21 protein-coding genes are annotated in these 24,845 nt (G+C 26.9%); 18 read left to right on the top strand and 3 right to left on the bottom strand.

Annotated elements, in window-relative coordinates:
* Positions 1-2: 2 nt before the first annotated feature.
* The 17 genes from ABDX67_RS09875 to ABDX67_RS09795 all read left to right on the top strand — a co-directional run bounded on the left by ABDX67_RS09875 (position 3) and on the right by ABDX67_RS09795 (position 20,026).
* On the top strand, positions 3-1,049 hold the full coding sequence (locus tag ABDX67_RS09875; protein ID WP_347174851.1) for a nucleotidyltransferase family protein: 1,047 nt from the start codon (positions 3-5) through the stop codon (positions 1,047-1,049).
* The gene (locus tag ABDX67_RS09870) at positions 1,049-1,738 is read left to right on the top strand and encodes an acylneuraminate cytidylyltransferase family protein (RefSeq protein ID WP_347174850.1); all 690 of its coding nucleotides are present in this window, start codon (positions 1,049-1,051) and stop codon (positions 1,736-1,738) included. Before ABDX67_RS09875 ends, ABDX67_RS09870 begins: the two co-directional genes overlap by 1 nt.
* Complete coding sequence (gene hisF / locus ABDX67_RS09865) at positions 1,735-2,583, top strand: imidazole glycerol phosphate synthase subunit HisF (protein WP_347174849.1); 849 nt, start codon at positions 1,735-1,737, stop codon at positions 2,581-2,583. The genes ABDX67_RS09870 and hisF overlap by 4 nt, the downstream gene beginning before the upstream one ends.
* Positions 2,584-2,590: 7 nt before the next feature.
* Positions 2,591-3,247 carry an imidazole glycerol phosphate synthase subunit HisH gene (gene hisH, locus ABDX67_RS09860; protein WP_347174848.1) on the top strand — a complete coding sequence of 219 codons (657 nt, stop codon included), beginning with the start codon at positions 2,591-2,593 and terminating at the stop codon, positions 3,245-3,247.
* Positions 3,247-4,428: an N-acetyl sugar amidotransferase gene (locus ABDX67_RS09855; protein ID WP_347174847.1), complete on the top strand. Its 1,182-nt coding sequence runs from the start codon at positions 3,247-3,249 to the stop codon at positions 4,426-4,428. Before hisH ends, ABDX67_RS09855 begins: the two co-directional genes overlap by 1 nt.
* 79 nt (positions 4,429-4,507) lie before the next feature.
* Positions 4,508-5,671: an O-antigen ligase family protein gene (locus ABDX67_RS09850; protein ID WP_347174846.1), complete on the top strand. Its 1,164-nt coding sequence runs from the start codon at positions 4,508-4,510 to the stop codon at positions 5,669-5,671.
* Complete coding sequence (locus ABDX67_RS09845; RefSeq protein ID WP_347174845.1) at positions 5,668-7,005, top strand: lipid II flippase MurJ; 1,338 nt, start codon at positions 5,668-5,670, stop codon at positions 7,003-7,005. The genes ABDX67_RS09850 and ABDX67_RS09845 overlap by 4 nt, the downstream gene beginning before the upstream one ends.
* Positions 7,006-7,008: 3 nt before the next feature.
* Positions 7,009-8,664 (top strand): asparagine synthase (glutamine-hydrolyzing), encoded by a 1,656-nt coding sequence (asnB, locus tag ABDX67_RS09840; protein WP_347174844.1) that lies wholly within the window; start codon positions 7,009-7,011, stop codon positions 8,662-8,664.
* A gap of 1 nt (position 8,665) precedes the next feature.
* A complete protein-coding gene (locus ABDX67_RS09835; RefSeq protein WP_347174843.1) occupies positions 8,666-9,781 on the top strand; it encodes a glycosyltransferase in 1,116 nt (371 codons plus the stop codon).
* A gap of 16 nt (positions 9,782-9,797) precedes the next feature.
* Complete coding sequence (locus ABDX67_RS09830) at positions 9,798-11,051, top strand: hypothetical protein (protein WP_347174842.1); 1,254 nt, start codon at positions 9,798-9,800, stop codon at positions 11,049-11,051.
* A gap of 13 nt (positions 11,052-11,064) precedes the next feature.
* A complete protein-coding gene (locus ABDX67_RS09825; RefSeq protein ID WP_347174841.1) occupies positions 11,065-11,856 on the top strand; it encodes an aldolase/citrate lyase family protein in 792 nt (263 codons plus the stop codon).
* On the top strand, positions 11,849-12,424 hold the full coding sequence (locus tag ABDX67_RS09820) for a sugar transferase (protein WP_347174840.1): 576 nt from the start codon (positions 11,849-11,851) through the stop codon (positions 12,422-12,424). Before ABDX67_RS09825 ends, ABDX67_RS09820 begins: the two co-directional genes overlap by 8 nt.
* Positions 12,425-12,427: 3 nt before the next feature.
* Positions 12,428-14,194 (top strand): asparagine synthase (glutamine-hydrolyzing), encoded by a 1,767-nt coding sequence (gene asnB / locus ABDX67_RS09815; RefSeq protein WP_347174839.1) that lies wholly within the window; start codon positions 12,428-12,430, stop codon positions 14,192-14,194.
* Positions 14,178-14,765, top strand: coding sequence for a sugar transferase (locus tag ABDX67_RS09810; protein WP_347174838.1), 588 nt, complete (start codon positions 14,178-14,180; stop codon positions 14,763-14,765). Before asnB (ABDX67_RS09815) ends, ABDX67_RS09810 begins: the two co-directional genes overlap by 17 nt.
* A 170-nt stretch (positions 14,766-14,935) precedes the next feature.
* Positions 14,936-16,837 (top strand): polysaccharide biosynthesis protein, encoded by a 1,902-nt coding sequence (locus ABDX67_RS09805; RefSeq protein ID WP_347174837.1) that lies wholly within the window; start codon positions 14,936-14,938, stop codon positions 16,835-16,837.
* Positions 16,838-16,876: 39 nt separating this feature from the next.
* Positions 16,877-17,638: a polysaccharide biosynthesis/export family protein gene (locus ABDX67_RS09800; protein WP_347174836.1), complete on the top strand. Its 762-nt coding sequence runs from the start codon at positions 16,877-16,879 to the stop codon at positions 17,636-17,638.
* A gap of 3 nt (positions 17,639-17,641) precedes the next feature.
* On the top strand, positions 17,642-20,026 hold the full coding sequence (locus ABDX67_RS09795; protein WP_347174835.1) for a GumC family protein: 2,385 nt from the start codon (positions 17,642-17,644) through the stop codon (positions 20,024-20,026).
* 34 nt (positions 20,027-20,060) lie between these two features.
* On the opposite strand, the gene ABDX67_RS09790 is transcribed toward ABDX67_RS09795, so the two are convergent.
* A complete protein-coding gene (locus ABDX67_RS09790; protein ID WP_347174834.1) occupies positions 20,061-20,798 on the bottom strand; it encodes a tyrosine-protein phosphatase in 738 nt (245 codons plus the stop codon).
* Between the two features lie 154 nt (positions 20,799-20,952).
* On the opposite strand from ABDX67_RS09790, the gene ABDX67_RS09785 reads away from it, so the two are divergent.
* A complete protein-coding gene (locus ABDX67_RS09785) occupies positions 20,953-21,807 on the top strand; it encodes an N-acetylglucosamine kinase (RefSeq protein ID WP_347174833.1) in 855 nt (284 codons plus the stop codon).
* On the opposite strand, the gene ABDX67_RS09780 is transcribed toward ABDX67_RS09785, so the two are convergent.
* Together ABDX67_RS09780 and gldJ are read right to left on the bottom strand one after the other, a co-directional pair.
* Positions 21,797-23,056 carry a UDP-N-acetylmuramoyl-tripeptide--D-alanyl-D-alanine ligase gene (locus ABDX67_RS09780; protein WP_347174832.1) on the bottom strand — a complete coding sequence of 420 codons (1,260 nt, stop codon included), beginning with the start codon at positions 23,054-23,056 and terminating at the stop codon, positions 21,797-21,799. The genes ABDX67_RS09785 and ABDX67_RS09780 overlap by 11 nt on opposite strands.
* 69 nt (positions 23,057-23,125) lie before the next feature.
* The gene (gene gldJ / locus ABDX67_RS09775) at positions 23,126-24,811 is read right to left on the bottom strand and encodes a gliding motility lipoprotein GldJ (protein ID WP_347174831.1); all 1,686 of its coding nucleotides are present in this window, start codon (positions 24,809-24,811) and stop codon (positions 23,126-23,128) included.
* Positions 24,812-24,845: the final 34 nt, after the last annotated feature.

Raw genomic sequence — 24,845 nt, 5'->3', positions numbered from 1 at the left:
GTATGATTAAGCAAAACTTCATTATTAATGAAAACAAAACCATAATAGATGCAATTAAAGAGCTTAATTTAATTACTGATGTAAGTAGATTAATACTATTTGTTTGTTCTGATGAGGGTAAAGTATTAGGTAGTTTAACAGATGGTGATATAAGAAGATCATTAGTTTATGATGGGGATTTGAATAAAAAATTAGGAGAAATTTGTCATAGAGATTTTATTTACCGCAAAGATGAAAATAGTTTTATAGACTTAAATTCAGTTAGAAAAAAAGATATTAAAATGCTTCCTTTACTTAATGAAAAACAAGAATTAAGTAAAGTATTGGATTTAGATAAAATAAAATCTGTGCTACCTTTAGAGTGTATGATAATGGCAGGAGGAAGAGGGAAAAGGTTAAGTCCACTAACAGATAAAGTTCCTAAACCTATGTTAATGTTAGGTAATAAACCAATAATTGAACACAATATTGATAGACTGATTTCTTTTGGTATTCAAAAAATTTATATCTCAATCAAATATCTTGGTGAGCAAATTCAAGATTACTTTGGAGATGGTTCTAATAAAGGAATAGAGATTGTATATGTATGGGAAGACGAACCATTAGGGACAGCAGGAGCCTTATCTTTAGTTGATAATATAAATTCTGAACATATCTTGTTAATGAATAGTGATTTGTTAACAAATGTTAATTTTGAGGATATGTATTTAAAATTAACAAAAGAAAAAGCAGATATGGTAATTGCTTCTACAGATTATAAAATTGATATACCTTACGCTGTTTTCGAGAGTAATGGTAGTGTAATATCTGCTTTTAAAGAAAAGCCAACATACATTTATTCTTCTAATGCAGGAATATATATGTTTAAAACAGAGTTGGTTTCAAAAATACCTAAAAATAAATTTTTTGATATAACAGACCTTATGAATATGTTAATATTAGAGAAGAAAAAATTATTGCATGAGCCTATACATGGTTATTGGATTGATATTGGTAAACCTTCAGATTATCAAAATGCTCAAGAATTTGTTAAACATTTAGGTTTTTGATGAAAGTATTATATTTAATTCCCGCTAGAGGAGGTTCTAAAGGTTTGCCAAAAAAAAACATAAAAATTTTGAATGGAAAACCATTAATTCATCACTCTATCGACTTTGCTCGTAATTTTACAACCGACGAAAATATTTGTGTTAGTACAGATTGTTTAGACATTATTAAAAGTGTTGAAGCAAATAATTTAAAAGTTCTTTTTAGAAGACCTCCAGAACTAGCAACAGATACAGCTAATACTAATGATGTAATTAAGCATGCAATAACTTTTTATGAATCGAAAGGAGTATTTTTTGATTTATTAGTACTTTTGCAACCTACTACACCTTTTAGAAAAAAGACTGATTTGGAGAAAATGATTAATCATTGGAATGATGACTTAGATTTGTTAGTTTCTGTAAAAGAATCCCATGACTCACCTTACTTTAATCTTTTTGAAGAAACTCAAAAAGGATATTTACGAAAAAGTAAAGAATCAAAAATTACAAGAAGACAAGATGCTCCAAAGATTTACGTATTTAATGGGTCAATTTATTTATTTAATGTGAAATCTATAAAAGCAGAAGAGATTAAAGATTTTAAAAAGATAAAAAAACATGTAATGAAAGATCCAATTTATTCAATTGATATTGACACTCCATTTGATTGGGCAATTTCAGAAATGGTTGTTAACAAATATTTGATATGAAAACAGTAAGAATTATTCCTCGATTAGATATTAAAGGTCCAAATTTAGTAAAAGGTATTCATTTGGAAGGATTAAGGGTTCTAGGCAAGCCTGCAGATTTCGCAAAGTATTATTATGAAAATGGAGCAGATGAACTATTGTTTATGGATGTAGTTGCTTCATTATATGAAAGAAATAGTTTACATGACATAATTTCAGAGACAGCAGAAAATATATTTATTCCATTAACTGTTGGAGGGGGTTTAAGAACTATTAAGGATATTAAAAATGTATTAAGAGCTGGTGCAGATAAGGTTTGTTTAAACACAGCAGCAATTAAGAATCCTCAAATAATTAAAGAGGCTGCTTTACGTTTTGGATCTTCTACTGTTGTTGTTGCTATTGAAGCAATAAAGCAAGATAATGGAAAGTATTTTTGCTTTATAGATAATGGAAGAGAATATACAGGTATAGAAGTTGTTACGTGGGCAAAAAAAATTCAAGAACTAGGAGCAGGGGAAATAATTATTACATCTGTTGATAATGAAGGAACTGGTAAAGGTTTTGATATTGATTTAATAAATGAAATAGCTGAAATTACTTCGGTTCCTCTTATAGTTCACGGCGGTGCAGGGAAAAAAGAACATTTTGAAAATGTAATTAATAATTGTGAGGTTGATGCTGTATCTTCAGCTGCTATATTTCATTATGATTTTATTAAAAGTAATAGTGCCGATAAAAGTAAAACTACAGAAGGAAATTATGATTTTTTAAATAGTGGTAGGTCAGTTAAAAACATTGAGTCTTCTACCATAAAAGAAATAAAAGCGTTTTTATTAGAAAAGAAAATTAATATTAGAAAATAAAAGACTTATGAATAAAGCGAGGGTTTCAATTATTGATTATGGTATAGGTAATCTTTTTAGTGTTTTAAAGGCCTGTGAATTTGTTGGAATTAATCCAGAAATCACAAATAATATTGAAAGAATAATGTCTTCAGATGCCATTATTCTTCCAGGAGTTGGTGCATTTAATGACGCAATGAAGAATCTTCATAAATTAGATTTAGTAAATCCAATAATTGATTTTGCTAATTCTGGAAAACCTCTAATGGGGGTTTGTCTAGGTATGCAATTACTTCTAACAGAAAGCGAAGAATTTGGTAATACAAAGGGATTAGGTGTTTTTGAAGGAACTTGTAAAAGGTTTCCTGAAAAGAACATGAATGTTAAAGTAAAAGTACCCCAAATCACTTGGAATAGTATTCATTCACCGCCTAAAACTAATTTTTTTAAAAAAAACACCCCTTTAGAAGAAATAAAAAATGGAGAATATATGTATTTTGTACATTCATATTATGCTAATTTAGCAAATAAAGAAGAAATATTAAGCACAACAAATTATGGAGGCATTGAATATTGTTCTTCTATCAATAAAAATAATATATTTGCATTTCAATTCCATCCTGAAAAGTCTGGAGTTGAAGGATTAAATATTTATAAGAAGTTTAACGAACTAATACAAAAATAATGAAAGTCGAAAATAAAAACACTAAAGAAAGATACAATTTACCAACAGAAGTGGAATTTTGTGTTAAATGTACTATATCAAATCAACGACCACGAATATCTTTTGATGAGAAAGGGATTTGTTCGGCTTGTAATTTTGCTGAATTTAAAAATAACAAAATAAATTGGTCTGATAGAGAAAGAGAATTGGTAACTTTATTAGACCGGTTTAGAAAAAATGATGGTTCATATGATGTTTTAGTCCCATGTAGTGGAGGTAAAGATGCGGCTTACATTGCTCACGAATTAAAACATAAATACGGGATGAATCCATTAACAGTTACATGGTCTCCAAATATTTATACTGATATTGGGTTTAAAAATTTGCAGAACATGATTCAGGTTGGTGATCTAGCAAATGTTTTAGGTAAGCCAGCAGGGGCAACACACAGAAGATTAACAAAACTTTCATTTGAGATTTTAGGAGATCCATTTCAACCGTTTATTTATGGACAAACTAATTTTCCATTACAAATTGCAGTTCAACATAATATACCTTTAGTTATGTATGGTGAAAATGGTGAAGTTGAGTATGGCGGAGATATGAAGAATGCTTTTAAGCCAACAAGAGATTATAAATCTGATCACAAAAAGCATTATTTCTCAGGTATTGGGCCAGAAGATTTAGTAAACTATGGAATTAGCGAAAATGATATAAAACCATATTTACCTCCCTCTAATGATGATTTAGATAAACTGGGTGCCGAAGTTCATTTTTATGGTTATTATAAAAAATGGACTCCACAAGAAAATTATTACTATTGTGTAGATAACACAGGTTTTAGTGCTAATCCTGTGAGGAGTGAAGGAACCTATTCTAAATATGCATCTTTAGATGATCAAATAGACGGATTCCACTATTATTTAGCATTCATAAAATTTGGATTAGGTAGGTGTACTTCAGATACAGCTCATGAAATTAGAGATGGACATTTAACTAGAGAGGAAGGTGAGCAATTAGTTAGGAAGTATGATGGTGAGTTTCCTGAAAAATATTTTAAAGTTTTTTTAGAATACTGTGATATTACAGAAGAGTATTTTAACGAAGTTGTTGATAGTTGGAGGTCTGATCATTTGTGGACAAAAGTTGATGGTGAATGGAAGTTAAATCATACTGTTGCAAAAACAGGAGTTAGAGATTAGTTAATATATTTACAAAAAAAAGAATTTTTATTACATAAGGTTTATTATTGTAAATCTATGGTTTTGTTATAAATTAAGAATGGAGTTAGAAATTGTATTTTCAATTTTAATGGTTAGTTTGCCATTTATTGCTTTAATAAATAAAAATTTCTTACCATTTTTTTTTGTTTTACTTGTTGGCGCTAACCCCTATGTCTCTGCTTCGGCGTTACTTTTGTCGTTAATTTTTAGGTTAAAGAATGTAATTAAAGTTGATATTGATAAAAGGCTATTTGCTTTGTTCTTTATTTGGTTTTTTTATAGTCTTCTTCTAGGATTTATTAATTATAATGATGCTTTTATTCCAGAGTTAATTCAATTATTTATTGGAATAATGCTAGTATTATATGTTGATAACTTCATTAACAACAAGAAAAAGTTCTATAAGAATATTACATATTTATTATATTCAGGTGTAGTTTTATGTTTTTTTGAAATTGTTATTTATTTTTATGATTTAAAAATAATTACATCAGCATTTATCGATTTTAATTCAAATAATTACACTTCATTTTATTTATTGATTAGCACTGTTATTGTCCCTCTTTTTTTAATGAAGAATAATAAATTTTTTTTTGTTTTTTCAATATTAGGAGTATTTGTAATTTATTTAAATGATAGTAGAGCGAATTTAATATTAGCTTTAATTTTAATAATTAGAGAATTTATTTCCTTTAAGAGTTATCTTGTAAAGTTTTTAATTGTTTGTATTCTGGGTTATATATTTTATTTTTTTTATAACACTTTTGATTCTTCAATGGTATATGATTCAAAATCAATATATAGCGTAGCAAATTTTGAAAATAATTTCTCAAACTTAGAAAGAATTGATTTAATAACTTATTCAATTAATTTGTTTAATGAAAATATATTAGGGTATGGTTTAGGATCATCTTTTGAAATTTTTGTAAATAATAATTTTACCGCTAACTCTCATTATCCTCATCCACATAATACATTAGCTTTTTTATCGGTTGAGATTGGTTTTGTAGGAGTTTTTGTTTATTTTTTATTTTTTTATAATATGGTAAAGAATTATATAAAAATCGAAGATGATGGTATTAGAAGGTTAATTGTTAATATAACTATTTCATTATTTGCTTTTAGCATTGTAGATGTAATTTTTTATAATGGTATTTTAATGCTGTTTTCTTTTATATTATTTGGCTTTTCTTTAGTAGCATCTAAAATTTCTTTTAGATGATAAAAAATATTCTAGAAATATTTTTCACAACATTGTTGGGAAAAATATTTGGCTTTTTTAAAATAGTTTTATTAATTCAGTTTTTTGGTACTAATGCTTTAACTGATTCAGTTATTATAATAATCAGTATTTATTGGTTTTGGTCAAACATAATAGTTTATTCATTGTTTTCGGTTTCATTAATACCTAAACTATCAAAAGAGAATGATGAAAAAAAGGAAATATTTATTACCTTAAAAACATTAAAAGCCGTTAATTTTATATCATTAATTGGTTTTGTTTTATTTTTAGTTTTTAATATTCATATTGTTAAATTATTTGCACCTTCTGATGATAAATTATTTCTTGAATATTCAAAGTATTTTTTTTTACTCCTGACACCACTAGTTTTTTTAATTCCTTTTACCGAAATTTTCACCATTCTTAATCAATATAAAAAGAAAATGAAAACAGCTTCAATAAACTTAACAATTTGGAATCTTTTACAGTTGATTTCAATTGTTATTGTTTTTGTTTTTTTTAAAAATAGTTTCTACCTTATTTATTTTTTAGCATATGGTACTGTTATTGGGTATATTGTTACATCTATTATCCAAATAAAAGCATCTAATTTTTTTAAATATTTTAAACTAAAAGAATTAATACAAATTTCTTTTAATGAGACGGCGAGTAATCTATCTGCGAATTACATATACTTTTTAGCAATATTGTTTTCACAATTAAATTTATATATAGATAATTTTTTCATTTCTTCACTAGATGTAGGAACAATTTCAAAATATAATATAATTATAAAGGTACCAGAACTTTTTCAATCTCTATTAATTAGTGCTTTGTCTGTAGTTTTTTTTAATAAAATTGTAGATGATAGAAGTAATGTTAAAAGGTTATTTGTTAGATTGTCATTATATATGATACCTATGGTATTTATAACTATTGTTTTTACTATGTTATATGGTGTAGAATTTTTGTATTTAATTTACAATCAAGACTCTCTTAATAATCTTGAGGAAGATTTTATTAGAAATATTTTATATATAATTGTTGTAAATATATTTTTTACAATAGGTATTTCTCTATTAATTAAGGTTTATGTAACAAATAATGGATCAAAAGTATTATTGTATTCTTCAATTATTAATGTAATTATTAATATAATTGCAAATTATTTATTGATTAATGTTTATGGAATTTATGGAATAGCATTAGCTACATTAATATCAACATATGTTTTATATTCAGTTTTAATAAGTAAGTTTTTTAATTTCAATAAGTTTAAGAATAGCTTGTTGTTTTTGGGATTAGTACTAATCATAATCATTTGTAAAAATTAAAATATGTGTGGAGTAGTTGGTTTTGTGAAAAATGAAAAAATTGTAAGCACTAATATAACTCAGTTATTAGATTCAATTAAACATAGAGGCCCAGATGCTCAAACATTTTTTGAAGATGAGACTGTGGTTTTAGGACATACTAGATTGAGTATTGTTGATATAAAGGAAGGTGGCCAGCCTGTGGTTTTCGAAAACTTAGTACTTATTTTTAATGGAGAAATATATAATTATAAAACTTTAAGAAAAGAACTAGAACTGTTAAACTATAAATTTGCAACAAACTCTGATACAGAAGTGCTCTTAAAGGCTTATCATTGTTATGGAAATGGTTTTGTGGATAAATTAAGAGGAATGTTTAGCTTTATTATTTATGATAAAATAAATAAAGAATTAACTTTAGCAAGAGACTATTTTGGAATCAAGCCACTTTACATTTATCTTCAAAAAGACAATTTTTATTTCTCTTCTGAAATGATGTCATTAATTCAACTTTTAAAAGAGAATGAATTAACTTTTAATATTAATAAAGAAGCGCAAATTGAATATTTAAGTAAAGGCTTCATTAGTAAAAGCAATATTGTTGACAATGCTTTTGAATTAGAAAAAGGAAAATTGTTTAAGTATAAAAATAAAAAATTATACATTGAAAGAGATATCAATTATTACGAAAACAATAAGGGGGAGGACTTAGAGACAGTTTTAAGTAAAGAAATCAAAGAGCAGTTAAATGCGGATGTAGAAGTTGGAGTTTTGTTAAGTGGAGGAATTGATTCAAGTATCGTTACTGCTTTAGCTTGTAGTATTCAAAAGAATGTTTCTTCTTATTCTGTGTCATTTGAAGATGAATCTACTTATGATGAAAGCAAATATTCTGATTTTGTTGCAAATAAATTTAAAACAAAACACCATAAATTCTTATTCACAGAAAAAGTATTATTAAGCTACTTACCTAAATTGATAGATACTATGGATATACCAATTTATGATCCTGCAATGTTGCCAATGCTTTTCTTATGTGAAAACGTATCAAAAACTTCAAAAGTAGTTTTAAGTGGTGATGGAGGAGATGAATTATTTGCAGGTTATACTCATCACAGAGTTTTAAAATACAAGAAGTTATTTAAACTTGTTAACTTAATATTAAAAAAAGTAAAACTCTTTAAAAATGTAAGTTTAGTTATTGATAATATTTTAAAAGAGAATAGAAGTTTTGAGTCTAGTATTGATTTTGATCAAAATATAGGATTAAATTATCAGTTATTAAGAAAAACAGATCTATGTTCAATGAAGTATGGTTTAGAAGTAAGAGTTCCTTTTCTATCTAAAAGAGTTTATAATTTTTCTAAAAATAAAAAACCAGCTAGTTATATAAATTTAAAATATGGAAAGTTGCCTTTAAGAAAATTAGTATCAAAACTAATTAATAATGATATTGCTTACAAAAGAAAGCAAGGCTTTAGGGTTCCTATTAGAGAATGGGTGGTTTCTGGAGAGTTAGGAAATGAGATACATAAGGACCTAACTAATAGTTTATTAATAGAAGAAGATGTATTAAACTCAAATCAGTTAAGTTTATTTTTATCAAATAAAAATAAATATTATAAAGAACTATTTTCATTGTATTTGTTGAATAATTGGTTAAAAAAGGTAAAAGAATAACATGAATATATTACAATTAAGAACAGAGTTTTCAGATAATGGCCCAGGTACACAGACATTAACAATATCAACAGAACTTAGGTCTAGAGGGCATAAAGTTGTATTGGCTTCAAGTGGAGGACATCTTACTAAAAAAATAAAAAAAGCTGGTTTTGAATATTATATTATCCCAGAAATAGCATTTGGTAAAAGAACTTTTTTTAACTTAGTTAAGTCTATATTAAGTATAAGGAAAATTTTAATAAAAGAAAAAATATCAATTGTTCACGCTCATAATGCAACGTCAGTTTTACTTGCGAATATAGCTTCATTTTTAGCTTTTAAAAAAGTGAAGTTTTTTCAAAGTGTTAGAGGGGTTGAGATTAGAGAAAATTATGGATGGAGAAACAGAATTTACAATCTGGCTAAATATAATGCTATGTTTGCAGTTAGTAAATTTACAAAAAAGGCTATTGTTAACTTTGGTGTGAATTCAAAAAAAGTTATTGTAACCTACAACGGTGTAGATTTAAATAGGTTTGATATCAATAAGAGGAATGAATACAGATTGGAAATTAGAAACGAATTTAATATACCTCAAAATGCTTTTGTAATCGGTATTGTTGGTCGACAAGATGGGATTAAAGGACATAAAGATTTAATTAAAACGTTTAAATTACTCTATGAAAGTCATCCTAATTTGTATGTCATTCTTGTTGGAGGTGGTAGTGAAACGGAAATAAATAGAAAGCTGTCAATTGATATGGGAATTAATGATAGATGTATATTTACAGGATTAAGATTGGATGTTGAAAAAATACATGCTGCTTTCGATATATTTACATTATTATCAAAAAAAGGATATGAAATGTTTCCTAATGTAATTATAGAATCAATGAGCTACGGAAACCCTTTTGTAGGTACCAATACTACTGGTGTGCCAGAAGCTGCTGAAAGAGGAGAGGGCTTCATTTGTGAGTCAGATGATATAGAGTGTTTTCGTGAGAAATTTGATTTATTAATTAATGATAAGCATTTAAAAGATAAAATGAGTCAAAGAGCAAAAAAATCAGTAGAAGAAATATTTAACATAACAAAAGTTGTTGATAAAATTGAGAAAACATACAAACAATTTTAAGTAGTAATATTTAACTATGAATTTAAAAAAGAGAAAAATTTTCTTTGTAAGTTATGGTGGTGGGCATATCAATATTATAGATTTAATTGCTAAAGAGTTAATTAATAACCCTCATGTAGAATTTAAAATATTAGCTCTAACTACTGCCTATGATAAAATTATTAATAAATATCCAACAGGTATTGTTAAAAGAGTTTCTGATTACTCTTTTTTATTTGAAGATATTATAGATGACGTGTTAAAATATGGGGATTTAATTATAAAAGATAATTATAACCCAGACAGTAATGTAAGTAAGAAAGAAACACTTTTTTACCTAGGATTATCTTACTATGATTTAGTTAATGAGCGAGGTAGAAATGAAGCAAATAAGCTTTACAATAAAAAGAAAAGACAAGCTTTTCTGCCAGTTAAAACACTTGAGAAAATATTATTATATGAAAAAGCTGATATCGTAGTTGCTACAACTTCACCAAGATTTGAGCATGCATCTCTAATTGCTGGGAATAATTTGAATTTAATAACAGTAGAAATTTTAGATTTATTTTCCCACATTTATCCTATACCAGTTGCAAAAAACCTTGTTGTAATGAATCAAGGAGTTAAAGCCGGTTTAATATCTCAAGGCCTTATTAATAATAATTTTCATGTTTTTGGACAGCCAGCAGTTGAAAATACTGTAAAAAAAATAAAAGAGTTAGATAGACAATTATTATTTATAAAAAATAATTTAAATTCAAGCAAATTAACTTTACTATTAGCTACTCAAGTGTTTATTAGTGTAAATAAAGAAAATGAAGTTGTAAATTTCAATGAATATCATTTAACATATAACTATCTATTTCCAATGTTAGAAGAACTTAGTGATAAGTATGATTTAAATGTTTTAGTAAGACTACATCCTAATGAGAATTATAATGATTATTTAGATTATTTTGAGAAATATAAATTTTTAAAATACTCAAATGATATATTAAATTTAGAAGAGTCACTATGTGTAAGTGATATTGTTTTAGTAGAATCATCTACGGTTGCGTTAGAAGCTATTGCTTGTGGTAAAAAAGTATTTACATATAAACAAGATATAGAACATTATTATTCCATGCCTGCTTTTAAAGAGTTACCTTTTATTTATTCAAGTAATTTGAGTAATCTTAAAAAAAACTTAATCGCATATTTAAAAGATAAGGATAATAATGAGAATATGGAGGAATTTATGCCGAAAAATTCTGTAAGAAAAATAGTTGAATTACTAACTAAAACATTATAAGCCTATGAAATTTATGATTATAGAAAATGATCTTGAACTCATAAAAAAATATGATCAGTTGAAAATTGATAGAATTTTCTTAGACTTAGAAATTTTAGGAAAAAAAGAAAGACAAGGTCACTTAAATACGGTTATAAGCTCGCATCATAAAATTGAAGATGTAAAAAAAATATCAAAAGAACTTAAAAACTCATCGTTACTAGTTAGAATTAATCCAATTAATGAAAAAAGCTTTTTAGAAATTGATAAATGTATAAACGATGGTGCAGACATATTGATGCTTCCAATGTTTAAAACTACTAATGAGGTTTTAACCTTTGTAAAACATGTAAACAAAAGAGTTAGAACCTGCTTGCTTCTAGAAACAGTTGAAGCTCTTGTTAGGGTTGACGACATTTTAGAGATAGATGGAATTGATGAAATTCATATTGGCTTAAATGACTTACATTTGTCTATGAACTTAAAATTTATGTTTGAATTACTTTCTGGAGGTATTGTAGATTATGTAATAAATAAATTAAAGAAAAAAAATATACCCTACGGTTTTGGCGGAATTGCTACTTTAAATGAAGGTGTTATATCTGGTGAAATGATTTTAAAAGAACATGTTAGGTTAAATTCTTCAATGGTAATTTTATCTAGGTCTTTTAAGAATATGGTAGAAAAGGATTTTTTATTATTTGAAAAAGAATTCCTAAATATGAAAAAGACTCATAAAGAGTTGGTAATGAGTTTTGATAAGGTTTTATTAAATGAGAGTAGGAAAGAATTAAAATCAAAAATAAAAAAAATAGTAAATGGATAAAATATACCAACTTTTTTTTAAAAGAGTATTTGATTTTTTAATAGCTTTTATTCTTTTGGTTTTTTTATTTTTGCCTTTTCTCATAATAGCATTGTTTATTAAAAGAGATTCCAAAGGAACCGTGTTTTATAAACAACAGAGAATAGGGCTAAATGGAAAGGAGTTTAGTATTTATAAGTTCAGAACTATGGTTTCAAATGCAGACAAAATTGGCGGATATAGTACTGGAATTAATGATAGTAGAATAACCGGTGTTGGTAATTTTTTAAGAAAAACAAGTTTAGATGAGTTACCTCAATTAATAAATGTTTTAAGAGGAGAGATGAGTTTTATAGGGCCAAGACCTGATGTTTTACAACAGAAAAAAGATTATTCAATAAATGAGTTTAAAAAAAGACATAGTGTTTTACCTGGTATTACTGGATTGGCTCAATGCCGAAACAGGCATAATGCATCTGTAAAAAGTAGGAAAATGTATGATCTTTTTTATAGTGAAAAAATTAGTTTAAAATTAGACTTGTTAATCGTTTTTTGGACGATAAGAGTTTTAAAAAAAGGGAGTTACTAAATTATGTGTGGAATAGCCGGATTTGTTTCGTTTAAAAAAATTAACGAAGAAAAATATATAAAAAATACAATAAAAAATTTAAATCATAGAGGACCTGATGAAAATGGATACCATTTTTCAGATAATATTTGTCTTTTAAACACAAGATTAAGTATAATAGATGTACAACATGGTCAACAACCATTTTATAACGAAGGAAACGATGTAATAGTTGTTCAGAATGGGGAGATTTATAATTTTATTGAAGTACGAGACATTCTAAGAGAAAAAGGTTTTCGCTTTATTACAAATAGTGATACTGAAGTTATTTTAAGAGCTTACGAGTACAAAGGAACTGAGTGTTTTAAGCTATTTAACGGAATGTTTGCAATTGCAATTTTCGATAAAAAAAAGGAAAAGCTTATTTTAGGAAGGGATAGGTTAGGTGTTAAGCCGCTTTATATTTATGAAAATGAAAATGAAATTCATTTTTCATCTGAAATGAAAACCTTTCTTAAACTAGATGGTTTTGATAAGAAAATAAACAAACAGTCCATACATAATTATTTAAAGTTTAATTATATTCCGATTCCAGAAACAATTTTTGTTAAAGTTAGACATGTAAAACCTGGATGTTTTTTAGAAATAGATACTAAATCTTTAAATAATAAAGAAACAGAATATTGGAGTATCGAAAACAAAGAAGAATTTAAAAACTTAGATGAAGATGAAGTGTTTGAAAAAATTGATGAAATTTTAACTGATGCTATTAAAATAAGGCTAAGGAGCGATGTAGGAATTGGAGCTTTTTTAAGCGGAGGCTTAGATTCTAGTTTAGTCTGTGCAATGACTAAAAAAAAGTTTAACATTTCTTTAGACACCTATTCAATAGGTTTTAAAGAAAAAAGATTTGATGAGTCAAATTGGGCAAAAGAAGTAGCCAAGCTTTATGACTTAAATAATAATATTCATATTTTAGAAAGTAATATTATTGATTTGTGGAACACTACTACTTGGCACAATGATCAACCTCATGGAGATATTTCATTTATACCAACTTATATTTTATCAAAATTTGCAGCTAAAGATTATAAATTGGTTTTTACTGGAGATGGAGGTGATGAAGCGTTTGCAGGATATACTAAATACTTTAATTCTTTTGATAAATCAGAAATTGAATACTTTGACAGTATTTCATTAATTAAAAATGATAATGAATTTGAAGAATTGTATACTCCAACTTTTAAAAAGGAGGTGAATTATAAAATTCCTTTTGAAATTTTTCAATCTACTATTAACGAAGTTGATAAAAAGGACTTTACTAATAAAATACTTCACTTCGATACTAAACAGTTATTGCCTGGTAATAATTTAGTTAAACCAGATAAAATGGCAATGGCAAATTCATTAGAAACTAGAAGCCCATTATTAGATTACAGACTTTTTGAACTAACACAATCTTTAAGTGGAAATTTTAAATTAAGAGATGGTGAAACTAAATATATTCTTAAAAAGTTTGCTTTAAAATATTTACCAGAAAATATAGTCTATAGAGATAAACAAATGTTTACTGTTCCTATTGGCGAATGGTTTAAAACTCACCTTAAAGATTATGTTTCTGAAGTTATTAATAGTGATAGTTTAAAAAGTAGAGAAATTTTTAACATTAACTATTTATCAACCATATTAAAAAAACATTTAAACGGCGAACAAGATTATACAAGAGAATTAAGAGCTATCGTTAATCTAGAATTATGGTTTAGAGGTTTTATAGATGAAGAGGCTATTTGATGTTTTTTTTTCGACTATAGGAATTCTGTTTTTAAGTCCGTTTTTTTTAATAATTTCTTTTTTAATAAGATTTAATTCTAAAGGTTTTCCAATTTATAAACAGTCAAGAGTCGGTAGAGATAATAAGGATTTTAAAATATTTAAATTTAGAACCATGCAGGTTGATTCACATAAAAAGGGATTATTGACCATAGGAGATAGAGATTCAAGAATTACCTCAATTGGTTATTATTTAAGGAAATATAAATTAGACGAACTTCCACAATTATTTAATGTTTTTAAAGGAGATATGAGTTTTGTGGGGCCAAGACCGGAAGTTAGAAAGTATGTAGATTTGTATTCTAAAGTTCAAATGAAGACACTAAGTGTTAGACCCGGTATTACAAGTCTCGCATCAATTGAATTCATAAATGAAAATAAAATTCTATCAGAACATAAAAACCCAAATCAATTTTATATTGATTATATCATGCCTAAGAAACTGGAAATAAATTTAAAGTATATTACTCAAAGTAATTTATTAAAAGATATGGGGATTATTCTTAAGACTTTTAAGGAAATCTATAAATAGGTTGTTTTAGTTTATAATATAGTTTTCTCAAACTCTTTTTTTTAGTAGGCATTTTTAAAGTTTTGATAATTTAAACTTTTAACATTGTTTTTTACATTTATTCAATTCTTTAGAGGTTTAATAATAATAAATCATAAATTATCGTAATTTAGCTAAAAAATAAATAGAGAATGGTTAAACATTTTTTTTTAAAGAAGATAAATAGGTACGCTTCTAAATGGCTGGTTTTAATAATTGACATTATTTCTGTTAGTATCTCTTTTGTGTTTGCTTATTTTGTTCGTTTTAATGCTAGCTTTAATTTTGATACACAAAATTTAATTCTACAAATACCTTTAATAATAATTCTATCTCTTATTAGTTTTTTGATCGTTGGCTCTTATAAAGGGATTATAAGGCATACAGGTACTAGAGATGTGTTTAATGTATTTTTGGCTGCTACGCTATTAACAACTCTTACTTTTTTTGTTATAATGTTTAATGGGGTTTTTATTTTTTTTCCAAATTTTACAATACCAATATCAATTATCATTATTCATTATTTAGTTAATATATTTATATTAACATTGAGTCGATTTATTTTTAAAGCTTTTTTTGAGGTTCTAACTACTGAATTAGGGGAAGTTAAACATGTATTGATTTATGGAGCTGGTGATTCTGGTATTATTACTTATGGAGCATTAAACAGAGATACAAAGAATAATTATGAAGTAGTAGGTTTTATTGATGACGACACCCGTAAAATCAATAAAAAAATTGATCGAATTAAAATTTTTAGTTTAAATAAAATTACATCTGATTTTATTGTGAAAAACAATATCGATGAAATAATTATTTCAATTCAAAATGTAAAACCAGATCGATTACTTGAAATCACGGATTACTTTATCCCTTTTGATGTTGAAGTTAAAATTGTTCCTCCATTATCTACTTGGATTGATGGAAATTTACATGCAAATCAAATTAGAGATGTAAAGATTGAAGATTTACTGGATAGGGCGCCAATTATTATTGATAATCCAATTTTACAGAGAGATTTAAATGATAAAATTATTTTGGTTACAGGTGCTGCGGGCTCAATTGGAAGTGAAATATCAAGGCAATTGTGTAAATACAAGCACAAGCTCCTTGTTTTAGTAGATCAAGCAGAATCTGATTTGTATGAGTTACAGCAAGAGTTAATACAAAACGGAATTCAAAATTTTAAAGTTATTGTTGCTGATGTTAGAGATGACAAAAGAATGGAGTTGTTATTTCAAGAGCTTTCTCCTCAAAAAGTATTTCATGCAGCAGCTTACAAACATGTGCCTCTAATGGAAGAAAGCCCTTGTGAGGCTGTAAAAGTGAATGTTATTGGAACAAAAACAATAGCAGATTTATCACTTAAATATAATGTTGAGCGATTTGTAATGGTTTCAACTGATAAAGCCGTAAACCCAACAAATGTAATGGGTGCGACTAAGCGAGTAGCTGAAATGTATATCAGTTGTTTGAGTAAAAAAAGTAACACAACTAGATTTACAATTACGCGTTTTGGAAATGTATTAGGTTCTAATGGATCCGTAATTCCGTTATTTAAGAAACAGATAGCTAATGGAGGCCCGTTAACAGTTACACATAAAGACATTACTCGTTATTTTATGACGATTCCAGAAGCGTGTAAATTGGTGTTAGAGGCAGGAACAATGGGAGTTGGAGGAGAAATATATATATTTGATATGGGGAAATCGGTTAAAATATTTGACATAGCTAAAAAGATGATTTTTTTATCAGGATTAAAATATCCAGAAGATATTGACATTAAGATTACAGGTTTGCGCCCTGGAGAAAAGTTGTATGAAGAATTATTAGCAACTGGAGAAAACACCATCTCTACCTATCATGAAAAAATAATGATAGCAAAAACTCAGGAATTAGATATTGAAAAAACTATTCAGCAAATTGAGAAACTATGTGTAGAAAATCAAAAAATAAAAAGCCAAAAAACAGTTCGTATCATTAAAGAATTAGTTCCAGAATATATATCTAACAATTCGGTATATGAAAAATTAGATATTACTGTTGCTAATTAACATTGTTTATGGTATTTTCGCAAAAAAAAACACATTAATATGACAAAGACTTTTCTTAGTTTAATAATTTTTATATTTACTTTAACATCTTGTGTTTCAAAGAAGAATGTTGTTTATTTTCAAGGTAATTTAGAGGTAATGCATAAAAATGCTAAAAATTTTGCATTAAAATTTAAAAAAGATGATTTACTAACAATTAATGTTTCTGCTGAAAATTTGGAAATTGTAAAGCAATTTAATTTACCAACAGTTGCATACAATGCCGTTACTAATACTGTAAATGGAATTCCTAAGCAACAAAGTTATTTAGTCGATACTAATGGAGAAATTGATTTTCCTGTAATTGGAAAAATAAAAGTAGAAGGTTTAACAAGAGTTGAAACGATTCAGAAATTAAAAGAAAAAATAAAACCACAAGTAGAAGAAGTTCAAATAAACATTCAGATTTTAAATTTTAAAATTAATGTTATGGGTGACGTAAAAAACCCTGGAACTTTTCAAATAGCAAATGAAAGGGTTACTGTTTTAGATGCATTAGCATTAGCTGGAGATTTAAACATTACAGGAGAAAGAGTTTTTAAAGTGATCAGAGAAACGAATGAAGGAATTCTTACGAAAACACTTGATTTAAAATCAAATACTATTTATTCTTCACCTTATTTTTATTTACAACAAAATGATGTTGTTTATGTAGAGCCAAACAAATCAAAAGTTCAGTCGGCATCCTATAATCAAAACACAGGTTTATATATTTCTGTTGCATCTGTTTTGATTTCACTAATTTCTATTTTAACTAGATAAAAAATGCAAAAACAAAAAGAATATAATTCTCTTAATATTGAGAACGATACATTAAATATTAGGGAAGAAATAGAAAAATATCTAATCTACTGGAAGTGGTTTGTTTTAGGTGGGATATTGTCAATAACTTTAGCTTTTTTATACTTAAGATATACAACTCCACAATATAGTGCAAAGGCAGTTATTTTAATTAAAGAAAATCAGAAAGGTGGAATTTCTGCGGAAATGAAAGCTTTTGAAGATTTAGGGATTTTAGGAGGATCTACTAACAATATTGATAATGAAATAGAAATTATCAAATCTAGAAAAATTATTGGTGATGTTATTAAGAGGTTAAACTATACAGTTTCTTATTTTTCTAGTGGAAGAGTTAAAGAATCAGAACTGTACAATAAAAAATCACCCATTTTAATAGATGTTGTTAAAAAAGATTCAATGTTTTATGAAATAGATACTATCCTCAAAATTTTACCTATTACTAGTACTGAATTTAAATTAATATCTGAATCAGGTGATGAGGTAAGTACAAATTTATTTAATAAAATTATACAAAATGATAAAATGACCTTTAAGGTTATTAATAATTCTAAGTCGCAGGAGAATTTTTTAAATTCAGAAATTAAAATCACGGTTAAACCTTTAAATGGTTTGATAGATTCATATCAAAAAGCAGTGAGTATAACTCCAGTTAATAAGAATTCAAGTGTTATTGACTTAACATTAAATGATGCGGTTAAAAATAAAGCTGAAGATTTTTTAGATACATTAATCCTTTTGTATAATGAAGATGCTATTACAGATAAAAACCTAGTTTCTGAAAAGACTAAGAATTTTATTGATGAAAGATTAGATACAATTGGGATAACATTAAAGAGCATTAATAATAACTTAAAAAACTTTAAAGTAGATAATAAATTAACGGATATAAAAGCAGAAGCTGAATTGATTTTAACGATTCTGACTGAAAATAATAAACAAATTATCGAATCAAAAATCAGTTTATCTTTAATACAATCATTAAATCAAGAATTAAAAAATCAAGAAGGAAAAGAGGAGGAAGTTTTACCAGCTAGTTTGGTTCCTAATGATGCTTCAATAGCACAAATAATTTCTGAGTACAATAGATTAATTCTCGAAAGAAAACGAGCTATTAGAACGGGTGCAACAAAAATTAATGCTATTGTTGTTAATTTAACAGAACAGGTAGATGGTTTAAAATCTAGTTTAAATAAAAGTTTGCAAAATTCTGAGAAAGGAATTTTGTTAAAACTGAATCAATTAGAAAAAGAAGATGCTAAAATTAAATCAAAAATTTCTGGAGTTCCAATGCAAGAGTTGGAGTTACAAGATATTCGTTTAGAACAAGAAATTATCTCTGGATTATATTCTTATTTATTAAAGAAAAAGGAAGAAACTGATATTTCATTGGCGGTAACTGTAGCAAATGCTAAAATTATTGATAAAGCCTATGGAAGTACAAGACCAGTTTCCCCAAAGAAAAATATTATATATTTAGCGGCATTATTATTTGGGGGATTAATTCCATTTGCTATTATATATCTTAAAAACCTTTTTGATACAAAAATTCATAATAAAAAAGATTTAGAAGATAATTTATCTATTCCGTTCTTAGGAGACATTCCAAAATCTGATGAGAAAAATAAAATTGTTATTGGTGGTGATGACTCTCGTTCAAGTACAGCTGAAGCATTTAGATTGATAAGAACCAATTTAGATTTTATGTTAGCTAGTAGCAAAAATAAATCTAATACTATTTTTATTACATCTACAACAAGTGGAGAAGGAAAATCTTTTATTTCTATTAATATTGCAGCTTCTTTAGCTCTTTCTGGCAAAAAAGTTTTACTAATGGGAATGGATTTAAGAGCGCCAAAAGTAACTGAGTATTTGGGTATTCCAGATAGAAAAGGATTAACAAATTATATTACTGATGATAATTTATTATTAGATGATTTGAAGTTTAACATTAACGGAATTAAAAGTTTAGATGTAATTTCTTCAGGAGTTGTTCCGCCAAACCCTGCAGAATTATTAATGACTAAAAGAGTTGAAAACTTATTTACAATTATTAAGGATGATTATGATTATGTTATTGTAGATACAGCACCAGTAAATTTAGTTACAGATACATTATTAATAGCAAAATATGCAGATATGTTTATGTATATTGCTAGGGCTAATTACCTTGACAAACGTTTGTTAGCTGTTCCTCAAACATTGTATAATGAAAAACGGTTACCAAATATGGCAATGGTTTTAAATGACACAGACCCTAAGAGGAGTTATGGCTATGGCTATGGTGGTTATGGTTATGGATATGTTGTTGATGAAAAACCTTGGTATAAAAAAATATTTAATAAATCTTAGTAAATAAAAAAGAGCAACTTAAAGTTGCTCTTTTTTATTTAAATTTCATATTGTTCTTTAATAAATGAGAAATAGATTTTTTAATTTTTTTTCCTCCAATTTCTTGTAATAATTGAAGGTGTTTTAAATGATGAGTATCTGTACCAACGAAATCATATAGACCTTCTTGTAGAAGCTTTGAACTTACTTTTTGTACTGCTCCTCCATATTGTGGAGTTAACGATAATAAGTTTAATTGAAATAAACAACCAGCTTTTTTTAATTTATAATAATTGTCAAAATTTGTATGAAAAAAATTATAACGTTCTGGATGTGCTAATATCGGCTTGTAACCTTTTAGTTGAATTTCAAAAATAATTTCATACAAGTTAAATGGTGCATTGAAATATGACATTTCAACCAAAATATAATTATCCTTTAATGTTAAAATATCATCTTTTTCTAAAAGTTGAACAAACTGTTCATCCATCATGTATTCCGCAGCTGCAGAAATTGTAACATCAGAAATGTTTTGCCTTTTTAATTCAGTCTGAACTTCAATAAGTTTTTCTTTGATGATCAAGCTGCTATTTGGATAAATTTCTCCTAAAACATGCGGAGTTGTAATGAAGTTTTTAATTCCATAAAAACTCATTTTTTTTATTAATTCTATAGAGTTTTTTAAGTTTTTTGCTCCATCATCAATTCCCGGTAATAAATGAGAATGAATATCAACAAAACCTTCTGGAAACAATTCTGTTAAAGGGATTTTTTTCTTTTTTAAAAACAACATTTTAATACATATTTAAAAGCAAATTTACAATTTTAAAGCAAAAGAGAATATATCATTGTCTCTATAAATTTTTATAAATCTAAATCTAATCTTTTATATCATTGCTTATTCGGTTTTGTTATAATATATTTGAAAACCTTATTATTTAAATTTTATGATTTTAATTGCTGATGGCGGTTCTACAAAAGTTGATTGGATCGCTCTAAACGCTAATAGAAAAGAAGTTTTTAGAGTTAAATCTCTTGGTTTAAACCCTGCTGTTGTATCAGAGAATGAATTACAAAAAAGAATTTTAGCTGCTTCAGAATTAATAACTGTTAAAGAACAAATTTCAGAAATCCATTTTTACGGTGCTGGATGTGGAACGCCAATTCCTGTTAAAATTTTAAAGGATATATTAGAATCTATTTTTATAAAGGCTAAAGTTGTTGTTGCAGAAGATATGCTAGCTGCTGTTTATGCAACTTCTGGAGAAAAACCAGCTATAGTTTGTATTTTAGGAACTGGCTCTAACAGTTGTTTTTTTGATGGAGAAAATTTAGAAATGAAAACAGCATCATTGGGTTATACAATAATGGATGAAGCAAGCGGGAATTATTTTGGTAAAATTTTATTGAGAGATTTTTATTACGAAACAATGCCTAAAACGATTGCTACAAAATTTAAAAACGAATTTAATTTAGATGTTGATACGGTTAAGTTTAATCTATATCGACAAGAAAATCCAAATATGTATTTAGCTGGTTTTGCTAAATTTATGTTTGAATATAAAGATGAAAAATACATTCGAAAAATCATTAAGAAGGGATTTAAAACCTTTTTTAAATACAGAATTTTACCTTTAAAGAAACCTTCTGAAACTCAAATATACTTTATAGGATCTATTGCATTCTATTTTAGAGACATTTTAGAAGTTGTTGCTAATAAATATGGTTTAAAAATCACAGGAATCATTCAAAGACCAATTGATAACTTGGTAAAATATCATAAAGAAAAAATCAATCGATAAAATCTAGTGATTTTTCTAAAGCCATTCCTCTTGAGCCTTTTATCAATATATGATGGTTTTCAATAGTTTCATGTTCTAAATATTTTTGCAATAATTCAAATGATTGAAATTTGGTGAAATGTGTTGTTGTTTTATTGAATAATTCACCAACTAAAATGACATTTTCTAATCCTAATTCGGTGCAATACTCATTAATATATTGATGCTCTTTATTACTTTCTTTACCGAGTTCAAACATGTCTCCAAGAATTGCAATTTTATTGTCAGATTCTATCGCTTTAAAATTTTCTAAAGCTAATTTCATGCTAGTTGGATTTGCATTATAAGCATCTAAAATAATAGTATTCTTATTTTTTGTTTTAATTATTTGAGATCTATTATTTGTTGACTCATAATTTTCTAAAGCTTTTTTAATATGCTCAATTGTTATTTTAAAATAGTGTCCAATTGTAATCGCTGCTGAAATATTACTAAAGTTATAACTACCAATTAAATTGGTTTGAATGATTTGATTTTTAAACTGAATCTTAACAAAAGGATTTGCGTCAATAAATTGTATAGAATTGCTTAAAGGAATTGTATTTAAGTTTTTTGTTTTATCAACCTGAATTACATCATTTGTATTTATAAATGCGGTTTTATGATTATTTTTTAAATATTCATACAATTCTGATTTTGCTTCAACAACACCTTCAAGGCTTCCAAAACCTTCTAGATGCGCTTTGCCGAAATTTGTAATATAGCCAAAATCAGGATTAGAAATAGAACAAAGAAACTCAATTTCTTTATGATGATTTGCGCCCATTTCTACAATACCAATTTCTGTTTTTGGTGTCATGGATAACAATGTTAACGGAACGCCAATATGATTGTTTAAATTACCAATTGTCGCTGTGGTTTTAAACTGAGTTTCTAATACTGCATTGATTAATTCTTTGGTTGTTGTTTTACCGTTACTTCCTGTTAAACCAATTATAGGAGTACCTAATTTTTTTCTGTGATAGTTAGATAGTTGCTGTAATGTTTCTAAAACATTGTCAACTAAAATAATATTTTCTTTAACTGCGTATTTTTCTTCATCAACAATACTAAATATTGCGCCTTTAGAAATTGCTTGTTCGGCAAAAATATTTCCATTAAAATTTTCACCTTTTAAGGCAAAATAGATAGTATTCTTTCTGATTTTTCTAGAATCTGTATCAACTAAATAATGTTGAGAATAAATGTTGTATAAAGTTTCAATATTCATATTTTAAATATAAAAAACCTCACTGTAAAAACATACAATGAGGTCTAATATTTTTTCGAAAAGTAAAAATTACCTTCTTGCGCTTCTTGCAGTTCTTCTTTGGTAAGTCATTGGACCAACTCTATCTGTAACACATCTAAAACCAATAAAGTTTGTAGACATGTATTCTGGTAAATATCTCCTTTGTGCTGGATCTAGCCAATATTCTCTATCACTCCAAGAACCACCTTTATAAACCCTTGTATTATCACCAATTAAAGTAGATCTAAATTTTGTGTCATATTTTTTAACAATGTTTCCAATGCTATCTCTTTCATCTCTAGGTGTTTTGGGAGAATTGTACATTGCTGGATCGTTAGCAAATTGTGTTAAATCTGATTGATAAAATCTTGAAGAATTTCTGTCACCATCACCTAAATTAGAATTGTCAGCGACACCGTAATTTCTTCTCATGTAGATTTCATCTTTTGTAATCGGAACATATTTAATACTTCCTGGTAAATATAACGGAATTATTTTTCCATTATCTAACGTGTCATATTCAATAGAGTTTTCGTCTACAATAACAACTTTACCATCTTTGTTAATCATCTTTTTAGTAAAAATATTACCTCTAAAATAATTAAAATCGTTTGCTTCAACATCGATGTGTGGTCTGTAAACATCTGCAACCCATTCGGCAACATTACCAGACATATCGTATAAACCAAAAGCGTTAGGCGGATATGATTTAACTTTAATAGGAATATCAGAACCATCGCTACTCCAACCAGCTAAACCACTATAATCTCCTTTAGATTGCTTAAAGTTTGCTAATTGATCTCCTTTATATCTTTTAGATTTGTCTCTCGTGTATTTTCCAGCCCAAGCATATTTTTTTCTTCCTTTAAGATTATTGTATTCTCTGGTTTCAATAATAGATTTTGCAGCATATTCCCATTCTGCTTCAGTTGGTAAACGATATTTTTGCGCTAAAATTCCATCAGAAGAAGTTACTTGTCTTCCAGTAAATGCTCCTCTTTCTGGTCTAGGATCTCCAGGTTTTCTTTTGATATTACTTGGTAATCCTTTTTTATAAATTGTAGAATCACCTTCAAATAGAGCATAAGGATTATCTAAATAAACATCTGTATCAAAAGTGTTTTTGCCTTTAAAATCAATAGAATCCATTTTCCAGATGTTTTTTATAACACCTTTGTCCATTAAGATTTTTAAGTTTACAGCATTTGTTCTCCATTTACAATATTGAGTTGCTTGCAGCCAACTTACACCAACAACAGGATAATCTGCATATGCTGGATGACGTAAATAGTTTTCTGATAATAAATCAGTATTTCCTAAACTTTTTCTCCAAACTAAAGTGTCTGGTAAAACTGAATTATAAATATGTTTGTATTTTGGGTCTTCTGGCGGAAACACATTTTTAGTGTATTGCATAAACAACATATACTCTGCATTTGTAACTTCTGCTTCATCCATATAAAAAGAACGGATGTGCATTTTTTTAGGAGTTGTGTTCCATTCAAACATTACGTCATCTTGTACTTGTCCCATAGTAAAAGTTCCACCTTCAATAGCAACCATTCCACTAGGTGGTTTAGAGCCTTCAAAAGATTTACCTTTTATATAGTTTCCATAATCTGGGTTGTTAAATTTCCAACCAGTTAATGAAGAAGTACATTCTGTACAAGTTTTACAATTAGTAAGCGTTAAACTAACAATTACTAAGAAAGAAAATTTCAATAAGTTTTTCATGTATCTTATTTAAATTTATTAGGGTTTTTATTTA

Origin of the sequence: Polaribacter uvawellassae (assembly GCF_039748955.1) — a bacterium.
In the GTDB taxonomy this organism is placed as follows: Bacteria; Bacteroidota; Bacteroidia; order Flavobacteriales; family Flavobacteriaceae; genus Polaribacter; species Polaribacter uvawellassae.
Note: the sequence above shows the minus strand (reverse complement) of the source record. Positions and strands in the feature narration are given on the sequence as shown.

Excerpts from the sequence above, each read along its gene's own strand:
- ABDX67_RS09875 (WP_347174851.1), top strand. The coding sequence starts at position 3 with ATGATTAAGCAAAACTTCATTATTAATGAAAACAAAACCATAATAGAT.
- ABDX67_RS09870 (WP_347174850.1), top strand. The coding sequence starts at position 1,049 with ATGAAAGTATTATATTTAATTCCCGCTAGAGGAGGTTCTAAAGGTTTG.
- hisF (WP_347174849.1), top strand. The coding sequence starts at position 1,735 with ATGAAAACAGTAAGAATTATTCCTCGATTAGATATTAAAGGTCCAAAT.
- hisH (WP_347174848.1), top strand. The coding sequence starts at position 2,591 with ATGAATAAAGCGAGGGTTTCAATTATTGATTATGGTATAGGTAATCTT.
- ABDX67_RS09855 (WP_347174847.1), top strand. The coding sequence starts at position 3,247 with ATGAAAGTCGAAAATAAAAACACTAAAGAAAGATACAATTTACCAACA.
- ABDX67_RS09850 (WP_347174846.1), top strand. The coding sequence starts at position 4,508 with ATGGAGTTAGAAATTGTATTTTCAATTTTAATGGTTAGTTTGCCATTT.
- ABDX67_RS09845 (WP_347174845.1), top strand. The coding sequence starts at position 5,668 with ATGATAAAAAATATTCTAGAAATATTTTTCACAACATTGTTGGGAAAA.
- asnB (WP_347174844.1), top strand. The coding sequence starts at position 7,009 with ATGTGTGGAGTAGTTGGTTTTGTGAAAAATGAAAAAATTGTAAGCACT.
- ABDX67_RS09835 (WP_347174843.1), top strand. The coding sequence starts at position 8,666 with ATGAATATATTACAATTAAGAACAGAGTTTTCAGATAATGGCCCAGGT.
- ABDX67_RS09830 (WP_347174842.1), top strand. The coding sequence starts at position 9,798 with ATGAATTTAAAAAAGAGAAAAATTTTCTTTGTAAGTTATGGTGGTGGG.
- ABDX67_RS09825 (WP_347174841.1), top strand. The coding sequence starts at position 11,065 with ATGATTATAGAAAATGATCTTGAACTCATAAAAAAATATGATCAGTTG.
- ABDX67_RS09820 (WP_347174840.1), top strand. The coding sequence starts at position 11,849 with ATGGATAAAATATACCAACTTTTTTTTAAAAGAGTATTTGATTTTTTA.
- asnB (WP_347174839.1), top strand. The coding sequence starts at position 12,428 with ATGTGTGGAATAGCCGGATTTGTTTCGTTTAAAAAAATTAACGAAGAA.
- ABDX67_RS09810 (WP_347174838.1), top strand. The coding sequence starts at position 14,178 with ATGAAGAGGCTATTTGATGTTTTTTTTTCGACTATAGGAATTCTGTTT.
- ABDX67_RS09805 (WP_347174837.1), top strand. The coding sequence starts at position 14,936 with ATGGTTAAACATTTTTTTTTAAAGAAGATAAATAGGTACGCTTCTAAA.
- ABDX67_RS09800 (WP_347174836.1), top strand. The coding sequence starts at position 16,877 with ATGACAAAGACTTTTCTTAGTTTAATAATTTTTATATTTACTTTAACA.
- ABDX67_RS09795 (WP_347174835.1), top strand. The coding sequence starts at position 17,642 with ATGCAAAAACAAAAAGAATATAATTCTCTTAATATTGAGAACGATACA.
- ABDX67_RS09790 (WP_347174834.1), bottom strand. The coding sequence starts at position 20,798 with ATGTTGTTTTTAAAAAAGAAAAAAATCCCTTTAACAGAATTGTTTCCA.
- ABDX67_RS09785 (WP_347174833.1), top strand. The coding sequence starts at position 20,953 with ATGATTTTAATTGCTGATGGCGGTTCTACAAAAGTTGATTGGATCGCT.
- ABDX67_RS09780 (WP_347174832.1), bottom strand. The coding sequence starts at position 23,056 with ATGAATATTGAAACTTTATACAACATTTATTCTCAACATTATTTAGTT.
- gldJ (WP_347174831.1), bottom strand. The coding sequence starts at position 24,811 with ATGAAAAACTTATTGAAATTTTCTTTCTTAGTAATTGTTAGTTTAACG.